General features: G+C 37.9%; 12 protein-coding genes. 9 read left to right on the forward strand and 3 right to left on the reverse strand.

Annotated elements, in window-relative coordinates:
* From ACESK1_RS09445 to ACESK1_RS09480, 8 genes are all read left to right on the forward strand, one after another.
* On the forward strand, nt 1-1,671 hold a 1,671-nt coding region (locus tag ACESK1_RS09445; protein ID WP_372919939.1), incomplete at its 5' end, for a BamA/TamA family outer membrane protein.
* 43 nt (nt 1,672-1,714) lie between these two features.
* Entirely contained in the window at nt 1,715-2,782 is a 1,068-nt protein-coding gene (fbaA, locus tag ACESK1_RS09450; RefSeq protein ID WP_372919940.1) for a class II fructose-bisphosphate aldolase, read from the forward strand.
* Between the two features lie 111 nt (nt 2,783-2,893).
* Nucleotides 2,894-3,751: an acetyl-CoA carboxylase, carboxyltransferase subunit beta gene (gene accD, locus ACESK1_RS09455; protein ID WP_372919941.1), complete on the forward strand. Its 858-nt coding sequence runs from the start codon at nt 2,894-2,896 to the stop codon at nt 3,749-3,751.
* 97 nt (nt 3,752-3,848) lie between these two features.
* Nucleotides 3,849-4,118 (forward strand): 30S ribosomal protein S15, encoded by a 270-nt coding sequence (gene rpsO / locus ACESK1_RS09460; RefSeq protein ID WP_372919942.1) that lies wholly within the window; start codon nt 3,849-3,851, stop codon nt 4,116-4,118.
* 204 nt (nt 4,119-4,322) lie between these two features.
* Complete coding sequence (locus tag ACESK1_RS09465; protein ID WP_372919943.1) at nt 4,323-6,578, forward strand: polyribonucleotide nucleotidyltransferase; 2,256 nt, start codon at nt 4,323-4,325, stop codon at nt 6,576-6,578.
* 490 nt (nt 6,579-7,068) lie between these two features.
* Entirely contained in the window at nt 7,069-7,932 is an 864-nt protein-coding gene (locus ACESK1_RS09470) for an RNA polymerase sigma factor RpoD/SigA (protein WP_011708302.1), read from the forward strand.
* Nucleotides 7,933-8,108: 176 nt separating this feature from the next.
* Complete coding sequence (gene rpe, locus ACESK1_RS09475) at nt 8,109-8,771, forward strand: ribulose-phosphate 3-epimerase (protein ID WP_372919949.1); 663 nt, start codon at nt 8,109-8,111, stop codon at nt 8,769-8,771.
* Entirely contained in the window at nt 8,758-9,741 is a 984-nt protein-coding gene (locus tag ACESK1_RS09480; protein ID WP_372919944.1) for a YpdA family putative bacillithiol disulfide reductase, read from the forward strand. Before rpe ends, ACESK1_RS09480 begins: the two co-directional genes overlap by 14 nt.
* 1 nt (nt 9,742) lies before the next feature.
* Here the strand turns inward: ACESK1_RS09480 and ACESK1_RS09485 are convergent, their stop codons facing one another.
* The 3 genes from ACESK1_RS09485 to ACESK1_RS09495 all read right to left on the reverse strand — a co-directional run bounded on the left by ACESK1_RS09485 (nt 9,743) and on the right by ACESK1_RS09495 (nt 12,255).
* Nucleotides 9,743-9,937, reverse strand: coding sequence for a DUF488 family protein (locus tag ACESK1_RS09485; RefSeq protein ID WP_372919945.1), 195 nt, complete (start codon nt 9,935-9,937; stop codon nt 9,743-9,745).
* Between the two features lie 72 nt (nt 9,938-10,009).
* Nucleotides 10,010-10,375, reverse strand: a complete 366-nt coding sequence (locus ACESK1_RS09490) for a hypothetical protein (protein WP_372919946.1) — start codon at nt 10,373-10,375, stop codon at nt 10,010-10,012.
* 785 nt (nt 10,376-11,160) lie between these two features.
* Nucleotides 11,161-12,255 (reverse strand): CNNM domain-containing protein, encoded by a 1,095-nt coding sequence (locus ACESK1_RS09495; RefSeq protein ID WP_372919947.1) that lies wholly within the window; start codon nt 12,253-12,255, stop codon nt 11,161-11,163.
* A 533-nt stretch (nt 12,256-12,788) separates the two neighbouring features.
* On the opposite strand from ACESK1_RS09495, the gene ACESK1_RS09500 reads away from it, so the two are divergent.
* Nucleotides 12,789-13,262 carry a hypothetical protein gene (locus ACESK1_RS09500; protein WP_372919948.1) on the forward strand — a complete coding sequence of 158 codons (474 nt, stop codon included), beginning with the start codon at nt 12,789-12,791 and terminating at the stop codon, nt 13,260-13,262.
* The last annotated feature ends 180 nt before the right edge of the window (nt 13,263-13,442 follow it).

The raw sequence follows: 13,442 nt of genomic DNA on the forward strand, positions 1-13,442 counted from the left end.
AAACCAATAACCGACAGTATTCATCATGAAGGTTATAATATTTATAGTTTTGATGAGCAGGAATATAAGCCAAAAGCGATTACTGATGCCATTTTTATAAGGCCCGGGAATACCTATAGCGATATAGCCCGTACCCGAACTTATAACCGAATCACTTCTCTTAGAAATTTTAAATATCCAACTATTCGTTACACACCCGATCCTGAAGACAGCACCCGCACTGATTTAGTAGCGAATATATTTCTTACTCCTCAACAGAAATATTCTGTTGGATTTGATTTCGAGATATCTCAAAGTAATATTCAGGAATTCGGGATAGGTTTTGGAGGGTCACTCCTAATAAGAAACGTTTTCAATGGTGCTGAAAACCTTGAAATTTCTGGACGGGGAAGTGTAGGATCTTCTACCGATGCAGCCGCCAGCAGTGATAAAGATCGCTTTTTTGATATTTCTGAAGTTGGAGCAGATCTTAAACTCAGTTTTCCACGAATATTTCTTCCATTTGACACCGAGAGGGTTATCCCTAAATACATGTCTCCTTTCACCACGCTTAGTTTAGGAGTAAGCACTCAGTCTAATATCGGGCTGGACAAAAGAAACCTTTCCGGTGCAATGGAATACCGATGGTCCCCATCAAGACAGCTAACTAACAGGCTGGACCTGCTCAACATACAATATGTAAGAAACCTGAATATCGATAATTATTTTAATGTCTACCGAAATTCTTATAATGAATTAAATGAAATTGTTCAGGCCCCCAATGTGGTTACCAACCCCGATTATCTTAATGAGGAAGGCGGGTTAAGTATCCCTGAGGGTGCCGAAAATTTCCTGGAAGATATTGATAATGATTCAGGAGCAACAACGGGTTTAAATTCAGAACAAGAACAAATAGCTAATTATGTTAGAGAAAGAAAAAACCGTTTAACAGAGAATAACCTGATTTTTGCCACCAATTACACCTATCTATGGAATACTAAGGAAAACCTCTACGATCGGGAATTTACCAGGTTTAGGTTTAAGGTAGAAGCTGCAGGAAACCTGTTATCGGTTGTTTCAAATCTGGCCGGACTGGAGAAAAACTCTAATGGCAATTACGATATTTTGGGTGTGAATTTTTCCCAATATGCTAAAACCGAAATAGATTTCATAAAACACTGGGACCTGGGTGATGAAAATATTTTTGCAATTCGGGCTTTTGGAGGAATTGCAATTCCCTACGGAAATGCCAATAGCATACCTTTTGCACGTAGTTTCTTTGCCGGAGGTCCCAACGACAACCGTGCATGGCAGGCATATGACCTGGGACCGGGCAGCACAGGCGGCCGAAACGAGTTTAATGAAGCTAATATGAAATTAGCCTTCAATTTTGAATACCGATATAACCTTTTCGGCTCATTACATTCAGCTGTTTTTGTAGATGTAGGTAATATCTGGAACGTACTTGATATCGTCGAAAATGAAGAAGCAACTTTCACCTCCTTTTCCGATCTAAAAAACATTGCTGTGGGTTCAGGTTTTGGATTGAGATATGACTTTAACTTCTTTGTATTGAGATTTGATGTAGGTTTCAAAACCTATGACCCCGCCCGTGAGGAGGGAAACCGTTGGTTTAAAGATTATAACTTCAATCACGCGGTTTATAATGTAGGGATCAATTATCCTTTCTAAGCCATTTAATTTTCTTATTTTTGTAAGCCAAATTCAATTAATTATGAGTCATAAAATTAAACCGGGCGTTGCCACAGGAAAAGAAGTTCAGGAAATATTTAAACTAGCCAAAGAAAAGGGTTTTGCCCTGCCTGCGGTAAACGTAATAGGATCAAGCAGCATTAATGCAGTATTAGAAACTGCAGCTGAATTAAATTCACCCGTTATCATTCAATTTTCAAACGGAGGAGCTCAATTCAATGCTGGCAAGGGTCTTTCCAATGAAAATGAAAAGGCTGCCATTGCAGGCGCTGTAGCAGGTGCAAAGCATGTACACGAACTTGCAGAATTATATGGAGTACCAGTAATAATGCACACTGACCATTGTGCTAAAAAACTACTTCCCTGGATAGATGGTTTACTCGATGCCAGCGAAAAACATTTCGAGCAATTCGGGAAACCACTATATAGCTCTCACATGATAGATCTTTCAGAAGAAAGCCTGGAAGAAAATATGGAGATAAGCAAAAAGTATCTCGAGCGAATGAGTAAAATGGGGATGACCCTGGAAATCGAACTCGGTGTAACCGGTGGTGAAGAAGACGGGGTAGATAATACTGATGTAGACGTATCTAAACTTTACACCCAACCCGAAGAAGTGGCTTATGCTTTTGAGGAGTTACGAAAAGTAAGCGACCAATTTACCATAGCAGCTGCTTTTGGAAATGTTCACGGGGTTTATAAGCCTGGAAATGTAAAACTTACACCAAAGATTTTAAAAGAATCTCAGGAACACATTACCAAAAATTTCAACGTAAAAGAAAATTACATAGATTTTGTTTTCCATGGCGGTAGTGGTTCTTCTCTGGAAGAAATCAGGGAATCAATTGGTTATGGTGTGATTAAAATGAACATTGATACCGACCTTCAATACGCCTATCTGGAAGGAATTCGTGATTATATAGGCAGTAAAAAAGATTATCTTGCCGCTCAAATTGGTAACCCTGAAGGAGACGACGTTCCAAACAAAAAATACTACGATCCCAGAAAATGGGTTCGTGAAGGTGAGCTCACTTTCAAAGCACGTTTGAAAAAAGCTTTCGAAGACCTTAATAACGTTAATACATTATAGAATAATTTTAAAAAACAGTTGGAGTTTTAAACTTCAGCTGTTTTTATTTATAATATACCCTAAGATTCGGGAGATAACCCGGAACAGTTCAATCCCTGAAACCTGAAACAAATGGCTTGGTTTAAAAGAACACAAAAAGGAATTCAAACCCCTACAGAAAATAAAAAGGATGTCCCTAAAGGTTTATGGTATAAATCTCCCACGGGAAAGATTGTAGATGCAGAACAACTGGAGAGCAATTTTTATGTAAGCCCGGAAGATGGTTACCATGTAAGAATAGGTAGCACCGAATATTTCAAGATCCTTTTTGACAACAACGAATTCAAGGAGCTCGATAAGAACATGAGTTCTAAAGATCCGCTTAACTTCAAGGACACTAAAAAATATACCGACAGGTTAAAAGCTGCCGAAGAAAAGACCGGCTTAAAAGATGCCGTTCGTACTGCTGTTGGCAAATCCAATGGAAAAGACCTGGTAGTAGCCTGTATGGATTTTACCTTTATTGGAGGCTCTATGGGCTCTGTAGTAGGAGAAAAAATTGCACGGGCAGCCGACTATTCTTTAAAGAACAACATCCCTTTAATGATCATTTCCAAGTCAGGCGGGGCTCGTATGATGGAAGCAGCTTTATCCCTGATGCAGCTGGCAAAAACTTCAGTTAAACTCGCCCAATTGTCAGAAGCAAAGGTTCCCTACATTTCCTTATGTACAGATCCAACCACGGGAGGAACCACGGCTTCCTTTGCAATGTTAGGTGATATCAATATCTCTGAACCCGGTGCACTTATTGGTTTTGCCGGTCCACGGGTGGTAAAAGACACTACAGGAAAGGATCTTCCGGATGATTTTCAAACTGCTGAATTCGTAAAGGAGCACGGTTTTCTTGATTTCATAGTAAAACGTTCTGAACTCAAAAACAAGGTGAATCTTTATATCGATCTTATTCAGAATCAACCTATAAGAAAATAATTAGAGGTTTTAAATAACTATATCTTAGGAAAATAGTATATTTGCCGCTTGACAGAAAAACTGTCAATACATAAAAATCATTTAAATAAATATTGGAATGTATTTAGCAAAAGAAAAGAAGCAGGAAATCTTCGAAAAACACGGTAAAAGTAAAACTGATACCGGATCTACTGAAGGTCAGATCGCATTGTTCACTTACAGAATTGCCCACCTATCAGAACACCTTAAGAAAAACCGCAAGGATTATAACACCGAGCGTTCTTTGGTAATGCTGGTTGGTAAAAGAAGAAGCTTACTGGATTATTTAATGAAGAAAGATATTTTGAGATATCGTGCTATCGTTAAAGAATTAGGATTAAGAAAATAAATTTCAAAGGGGGCTTTACGCCCCCTTTTTTTATTTAAAAGCAATTTTTATATTGCTTCAAATTGTCGCTCAAAGAGAGTAGTTTTTTCATTGGTCTGCACAATTACACACAACAACACAACTCCCGGCCGTCCGGTTTAGGCGGAGACCATTGTATAACAAAAGATCTGGTGAAGTTATTCAGATCAAAGAATTCAAATTATTATGATTCCACAAACATTTAAAGAGGTTATCGATCTTGGAGATGGAAGAGAAATCTCTATCGAAACCGGAAAACTGGCAAAACAGGCTCATGGGTCGGTTGTTGTTCAAATGGGTAACGCGATGTTACTTTGTACCGTAGTGTCTTCTTATAAAGAAAGCACTTTGGATTTCTTTCCGTTAACCGTAGATTACAGAGAAAAATTTGCAGCTGCAGGACGTTATCCCGGTGGTTTTTTCAAAAGAGAAGCAAGACCTAGTGATGGTGAAGTATTAACGATGAGAATAGTAGACCGCGTATTGCGACCATTGTTCCCATCAGACTACAGAACCGAAACCCAGGTAATGATCCAGTTGATGTCTCACGATGAAGAAGTAATGCCAGATGCTTTGGCAGGTCTTGCTGCTTCGGCCGCTATTCAACTTTCAGACATTCCTTTTGAAACCGCTATTTCTGAAGCCCGTGTGGGTAGAGTAAATGGTGAGTTTATAATTAACCCAAGCCGCAGCCAGCTGTCAGAATCAGACATCGATATGATTATTGGTGCTTCTGCAGATTCTGTAATGATGGTGGAAGGTGAGATGAAAGAAATTTCAGAGGAAGAAATGGCAGAAGCCATTCAATTTGCTCACGAACACATTAAAAAACAAGTAGACGCACAGTTGCGTTTAGCTCAAGCTTTTGGCAAAAAACCGGTAAGGGAATATGCTACTGCTGAAGAAAAAGAAGATATCGAGAAAAAAGTTCGCGATACAGCTTATGACAAGATTTACGAAATCGCTAAAGGCGGTCATAGTAAAAGAGATCGTGGTGAAGCATTTTCAGCCGTAAAAGAAGAAGTTTTAGCATTATTTTCTGAAGAGGAATTGGAAGAAAATGAAAAGCTGATCAAAAAATATTTCAATAAAACCGAAAAAGATGCGGTAAGAGAACTTACCCTTGCAGAAGGTTTGCGATTAGATGGAAGAAAAACCGACGAGATTCGCCCAATCTGGTGTGAAGTTGATTATTTGCCATCAGTTCATGGTTCTGCCATCTTCACCCGTGGAGAAACTCAGGCATTGGCAACAGTAACACTTGGTACTTCAAGGGAAGCTAACACCATAGATATGCCAACTCACCAGGGAGAGGAAACTTTCTACCTGCATTATAATTTCCCTCCATTTTGTACAGGAGAAGCCTACCCAATCAGAGGTACTTCAAGACGTGAAATTGGTCACGGAAACCTTGCCCAACGTGCCTTAAAAGGTATGATTCCTGAAAACAACCCGTATACTGTACGAATTGTTTCTGAAGTCTTAGAATCTAACGGTTCTTCTTCTATGGCAACGGTTTGTGCCGGAACTATGGCATTAATGGATGCAGGGGTTGATATGACCAAGCCTGTTTCCGGTATTGCAATGGGATTGATCTCTGATGGAGAGCGCCACGCAGTACTTTCAGATATTCTTGGAGATGAAGATCACCTTGGAGATATGGACTTTAAAGTAACCGGAACAGCTGACGGGATCACCGCTTGCCAGATGGATATTAAAGTTAAAGGACTTCCTTATGAGATTTTAGTTAAAGCACTAAAACAAGCCCGTGAGGGAAGACTTCATATTCTTGAGAAACTAACTGAAACTATTTCTGAGCCAAACAAAAATGTAAAAGCTCACGCTCCAAAAATAATCACCAGGAGAATTCCTAACGAATTTATCGGTGCATTGATTGGACCAGGAGGAAAAGTAATTCAGGAACTTCAAAAAACCACCGGAACCGAGATCGTGATCAACGAAGATCCTGTTACCGAAGAGGGAATTGTAGAAATTCTTGGAACTAACCAGGAGGGAATTGATAAGGTTCTTGCTAAAATAGAATCTATCACCTTTAAACCTGAAAAAGGTAGCGTTTACGAAGTAAAAGTTATAAAGGTTCTTGATTTTGGAGCTGTGGTAGAATATCTTGATGCTCCAGGCAACGAGGTTTTACTTCACATTTCTGAACTGGCATGGGAACGCACCGATAATGTTACCGACATTGTAAATGTTGGGGACGTAATTGATGTAAAATACTTTGGGGTAGATCCTAAAACCCGTAAGGAAAAAGTTTCAAGAAAAGCATTACTTGACAAACCTGAAGGTTACCAGCCTCGTCCACCAAGAGATAACGATCGTAACGACAGAGGTCGTGATAATCGTGGATCAAGGGACAACCGTGGCCGTGATGACCGCAGAGGAAGAGACACAAGAGATCGAGATCGAAAAGACAAGGACTAGATAGTCTTTAGCTTATAAATTGAAATCCCCGGAAATAATTTCCGGGGATTTTTTTTTAGTTTATTCACTGCTGCCCGTTAAAGCTGCCACCTTTCAGTAAATCCAATCAAGTTTTGAACTTTAATCTTGTTGAAGTTAGTAAACATTACGAGGCGTAGTTTTTAAAAATACTACACTAAAGTGGACGCGAAATCCGTAAAGATTTTTGGAAAGGACGCAGACTTTGGATAACATGATGAATCTTAGATCTTGCTGTTTTCAATATATTTATTTTTTTGAATCATTAATCCTGGTTTTTGTTTTTTTGCGTTAGGGATTGCAGTGGAAAGCCCACAGCGCATGGAATGAGCGAGGACTTGTAGCGTAAAGCCCGGCCCAAAGGGAAACGCTCAAATTAAATTAATTAAGGTTTCTTGTAACATTTCGACTACTCCTTACGTATAACCTAATACAAGAGCTATTCACAAATTAAAATCCAAGGAGACGATAGATGAGACAACTTAAGATTACGAAGCAGGTAACGAACCGTGAAACTGCTTCGCTGGATAAGTATTTGCAAGAAATTGGAAAAGTTGATTTAATTACTGCTGATGAAGAGGTAGAATTAGCACAACGAATTAAAGCGGGTGATGACCGTGCTTTGGAGAAACTAACCAAAGCAAATTTACGTTTTGTAGTTTCGGTGGCGAAACAATATCAAAACCAGGGTTTAACCCTCCCCGACCTTATTAACGAAGGAAATTTAGGATTGATTAAAGCTGCTAAACGTTTTGACGAAACCCGTGGTTTTAAATTTATCTCATACGCTGTTTGGTGGATTCGCCAGTCTATTCTTCAGGCCCTGGCAGAACAATCAAGAATTGTTCGTTTACCATTGAATAAAATTGGATCTATAAACAAGATCAACAAAACCTTTGCTTTTCTTGAACAATCTCATGAGCGCCCACCTAGTGCCGAAGAGATCGCAAAAGAACTGGACATGACCATTAACGACGTTAAGGAATCTATGAAGAATTCTGGCCGTCACGTATCTATGGATGCTCCTTTAGTAGAAGGTGAGGATTCTAACCTTTACGATGTATTGCGTTCTGGGGAATCTCCAAATCCTGATAAAGAACTTTTACACGAATCTTTAAGAACAGAGATTGAGCGGGCCTTAGAAACCTTAACTCCACGTGAAGCCGATGTTATTCGTTTGTACTTTGGGTTAGGAGATCAGCACCCAATGACCCTTGAGGAAATTGGCGAGACTTTTGATCTTACACGCGAAAGAGTTAGACAAATTAAAGAAAAAGCGATTAGAAGGCTGAAGCACACTTCCAGAAGTAAGATTCTTAAAACTTACCTTGGATAAAATATTGAAGATGACAACAGTTAATACCGGCTGATTACCGGTTAACAAAATAACTGTTCGTTTTTTGATTGATGAATGACCCCGGAGTGATGACCGGGGTTTTTTCATTTTAATATTTTCTGAACCCGAGTTTCTCTTCCTAATTACTATTTTTGCAGAAACAACTCAAACAACACATGACCTCAAAACTTATTGCTCCATCTATTCTGGCTGCCGATTTCGGCAATCTTCAGCGTGATATTGAAATGGTTAATCAAAGCGATGCCGACTGGTTTCACATAGATATTATGGATGGTGTTTTTGTGCCGAATATCTCCTACGGAATGCCGGTTCTACAGGCGATAAACAAGCATGCACAAAAGCTAATTGACGTACATTTAATGATCGTAGATCCTGATCGTTACATCAAGGAATTCGCTAAACTGGGAGCAAATAATCTTACTGTACATTATGAAGCCTGCAACCATTTACACAGAACCTTGCAAGCAATTAAAGCTGAAGGCATGAAAGCGGGAGTAGCCATTAATCCGCATACCAGTGTAGATCTTTTAAAAGATGTGATAAAAGACATTGACCTGGTTTGCCTGATGAGCGTTAATCCCGGTTTTGGAGGCCAGAGTTTTATTGAAAACACCTATAATAAAATTCAGCGTTTAAAGGAAATCATCCTTACCCATAACGCCCCCACCCTTATTGAAATTGATGGCGGTGTAACCAATGAGAATGCTGAAAAACTGATAAAGGCCGGAGCAGATGTCCTGGTTGCTGGAAGCTACGTTTTTAAAGCCCAGGATCAGTTGGAAACCATTAAAGAACTGAAGAAACTTGCAAACTCCTAATAAAGTATACGATGTAATTATAATTGGCGGAGGTCCTATAGGCATAGCCTGCGGACTTGAAGCCGAAAAGAAGGATCTCTCCTATTTGATCCTGGAGAAGGGTTGCCTGGTAAACTCACTCTACCACTACCCTACCAACATGACCTTCTTCTCCACTTCCGAAAAACTTGAACTGGATAATATACCTTTCATCAGCACTAATCCGAAGCCCAAAAAGGCTGAGGCTTTAGAATATTACCGAAGGATAACAACATCGAATAACCTGAATATTAATTTATTTGAGAAAGTTGAAAAAGTTGATTCTGAAGGTGAAGAGCATATCATTACCACACCAATAGGTTCGTACTCTGCAAAAAATGTGGTGGTGGCTACCGGTTTTTACGACATCCCTAACTATTTGGGAATTCCGGGAGAGGACCTGCCAAAAGTAGCTCATTATTATGATGACCCGCACTATTACGCCGCTTCAAATACAATTATAGTAGGTGCCAGTAATTCAGCGGTTGATGCTGCCCTGGAAATTTACCGCAAGGGAGGCGAGGTTACCATGATCGTGAGAAAAGAAGAGATTGGTCGCAGGGTAAAATATTGGGTAAGACCTGATATTATTAATCGTATAGAAGAAGGCAGCATTAAAGCTTACTTCAATGCCTATCTCAAGGAAATCAGGAAAAAAGAAGTGATTATTACAACTTCTGAAGGCGATAAAACCCTGGAAAATGATTTTGTTTTACTTCTTACCGGCTATCGCCCAAACTTTGAGTTCTTAAAAAATATGGGGATTGAATTATCTGAGGACGGGAGAAAAATCCCGCAGTATGATGAAAAAACAATGGAAACCAATGTAAAAGGTATTTACCTTGCTGGTGTAATTTGTGGTGGTGTCGAAACTCACAAGTGGTTTATTGAAAATTCAAGGGTTCACGCAACAATGATAATGGAAGACCTGGCCAAAAAGAAGGAAAGTTAACTTATATATTTTCCAGAAATTCTTTGAGTAAAACAGCGTGATTTTGCTCTTTATCTTTTGCTCCGTATAAAAGCAGCAAAGTCTTTCTTTTATCTAATTCCTGAAGATCTTCAAGTGTCCATAACCTGTCAACCAGGATCCTAATATCAGTCCCGGCTGTTTTGTTTTCATAAATTCTGGCAATACTTAGCTCCATAATATAAAAATAAAAAAAGCGATCTCAGGGCAGGTATGAGATCGCTTTTATTCAGGAAAGAAAATAGTATAATTAATTACTCATCAAAACTACTTCAGATGAGCTTAAAATTTCATTTCGGTTTAATAGTCTTCCGTAAAATTCTAAGTCAATCTTACCGTTTCTAAAGGATTTATCCAGCCATTTCGTAGCCTTTTGAACAGGGAATTTATAAACCTTAATTTCCGGGTAGGTCTCCGGGGAATCTGACTCGTCAATCCCTATTTCAATTTGTTTCTTTTCCTTGTTATAATATACATATTTAGCAAGGAAATTATGCTTAATCAAGCTGATAAACTCTTCGGGCAGTTTCTCGGAAGTTTCACATTCCTCTACATATTGTTTTACCAGTTGCTTTAATGAAAGCCTGATTTCATTAGTATTTAAATATGACGCCATAATTTTAATTTTAGTTTAGTTGCAAGGCTAAATTATGTCATCGATATCTGTCATTAAATTTTTTATGTGTAGTTTAACTTCAACTTCAAAAAAATTCTAAATATTTCCTTAGCTATTCTTCGTTTAATTTAGCGAAATGCCTGTTATTATACAGAATACTAAAAAATACAGGGATTTAATATTAACTTTTAATCTTACGATAATCACCGGAATTAAATTAGAAGTAGTCAGATCAACTTTCTAAAATCCTTGCTGAATTACAATGCAGGAAAATTCAAATAAAAGATAACCTGTAAAAGGTTTTTTTCTAGCTGGCTCATGAAAAAAAGGGGAGAATTGAGTAAAAGTTTGAGAAAGCAAGATTTGAAGATTCTCATTCACGATTCCTGGCTATGGCCCTAAGATCTTCAATTTCTTTTTTTTGTTCAAAAATGTATTTTTTGTGTTTTTTGTTACTGCGCCGGATGAACAGATACCAAAGAATTGCTGCCAAAACAAACACCAATCCTATAATATGAGTAAATTCTATATGATACATTTTCTATTAAAAAGCTCATGAATTTAATTATTTAATCAGGAAATAAGCCTGCTTCAACAATCATTAACATATTTTTAACCAGTGATTTACACCTTAAGTTTTATCAGAATTGGTCGAGAAACGCTTTTAGGAGTTTTGCAGTTTTTATATGTATTGATACTTTTTATCAAATAAAAATTATGAAATCCCAATAAGCTCCAGGGTTTATAATTTTTTTCAGTGGTAAGCCTTAAAAAGATTAGCCTTCTTAAGGATTCTCGGGTGGATTTTCCTCATTATCATTATTGAAGTTCAAGAGGCCCATTCTTTTAGCTCGTTTTTCCCAGTTCTTACGCGCTAGTAACTGCATATCTTCAATATGATCACTCTCGTCCATGATCTCCAATCCGATAAGGGTTTCTATAATATCCTCCATAGTAACAAGCCCCACCGTATTCCCATATTCATCAACCACCATGGTTATATGGGTCTTATTTCTGATCAATGTTTCAAATAGATCAGGAATAGGAGTTTCAGAAGGAGTGACCAGAATTTCCCGCCTAAGCATTTTTAGGGGTTCAGGACCCTTTTCGTCCACCATTTGCTCCAGGACATCGTCTTTCATAATAAATCCCGTCAGGTTGTTCGGACTATCCTTATAAACAGGAATTCGGGAAAATCGCAGATTTTTATTATTGCGATAAAATTCCTCAATACTAACTTCTTCATTTTCGATCATTGCAACAGAAAACGGAGTCATCACATCTCTGGCCTTAACCGATTTAAAGATCAAAAGATTTTTGATCATTGTGGTTTCATTCTCCTCAAATACCCCTTCTTCACCGGCGGCATCAGTAATTGCCATAAATTCTTCTCTACTCATGGTATTCACACGAGCCGATTTTCCGATAAGTTTTGTGGTTAGCATCATCAGCCAGAGGATCCCGGTATACTTCAGAGGAAAAATTAATATATTCAAAGTAGTAGCCGTAAATCCACCTAACTTTTGCCAATAAGTTGCTCCAATGGTTTTAGGTATAATTTCAGAAAGTATAAGGATAGCCAAAGTCATTATTGCTGAAACTATCATAACAGCGTTTGTCCCGTCCCCAAAAGTTTTTTCGGCCTGAACTCCTACCAGGATGGCCCCCACTGTGTGAGCAATAGTATTGACCGTTAGGATAGCAATTAATGGTCGATCGATATCTTTTTTAAAATTAGCAAGGGTATCTGCATATTCTTTGCCGTCCTGCTTCTTCATTTTTATAAAAGATGGGGTGAAACTTAATAAGGCTGCCTCCAGAATAGAACATAGAAAAGAGAAGAAAATAGATATTCCAGCATAAAAAAATAATAAGCCCATTTATTATAATTGGTTTAATAAAGACCAAAAATAGGGCATTAAACTTGATTATTGAAAAATTCTTAAGTGTTAATTTTTAGGGGACTAAAATAAACGCATTGAGTTTCTTTGTATTTTTATAAAAAATTCAGGCTTTGGTTTTTCTTAGCTTATTTCATGTGCTTTTGTCCACCCTTACCGGGGTAATTAACCCGGTCCAACAGGATATTTTACTTGCTGAAGAATGGGAGAAAACCATAAATTTTCAGGAAGAAGAGAATCCTTTCCGGGGCTATTTTGAACCATCAACGTATTATTCCGGATTTTCCGGTACATCTTCGATACATTCCGGCGGGGCTTATTTTAAAAGATTCGAACCAGTTCTTAACCCTGAATTCTGCCAGTTACCTGGCCGGAATCTTTATCTGCGTTTACCTGATCTTAGAAAAAGCGCTTTTATACAACTATATCCATTTCATTTTTTTGGTTGATTTTCTCTGTAATTCTTTCAAAAATATACAGTTAAAATATTTTAAAACTAAAAAATAAAAAAAATGGATACAGCTTCAACCCTTATAGGGCTAAGCCTTTTGGTGATATTCCTGGGCCCTATATTTTACTTGATTCTAATTGAAAACAGAAAAAACATTGTCGGTCGACAAGCTTTATTAAGAATCGCCGATGCTAATGCTCTTCAACCTAAAGAAATTGAAGTGAATACTTCGGTGTACCTTGGATTAGATGCTCGAAAGAAAAAACTGATTTATATTAATTATACCAATAAAAATGAATTTAAGGTCATTGACCTTAATATTGTTTCTAATGTAAATCTAGAGACCAAAGATTTCCCGGAAAAACCGGGGAAGATAAATTTTATAAGCTTAAAATTTACTGGAAAATCAAAATCTGAAGGAAACTCCGAATTGGTTTTTTACGATGAGTACGGCGAAAATGGTGATGATGCAGAGGTACAATATAATCTGGCCAGGAAATGGCAGAAATTCATAGAAAATTGTTTGAAAAATTAAGCTGATGTTAGGTAACAAAACAGTTTTACATGAGGAAAATAGTTATTTATGGATATAAATTAAATTTCCTAAAAAAACAAAACCCCTTGATTTCTCAAGGGGTTCCAGCGTTATGGAAGCTATCCAGTGTGACCCCGGCAGGATTCAAACCTGCAACCCTCAGAGCCGAAATCTGATGCG

This window comes from Salegentibacter sp. (genome assembly GCF_041642575.1).
Taxonomy (GTDB): domain Bacteria; phylum Bacteroidota; class Bacteroidia; order Flavobacteriales; family Flavobacteriaceae; genus Salegentibacter.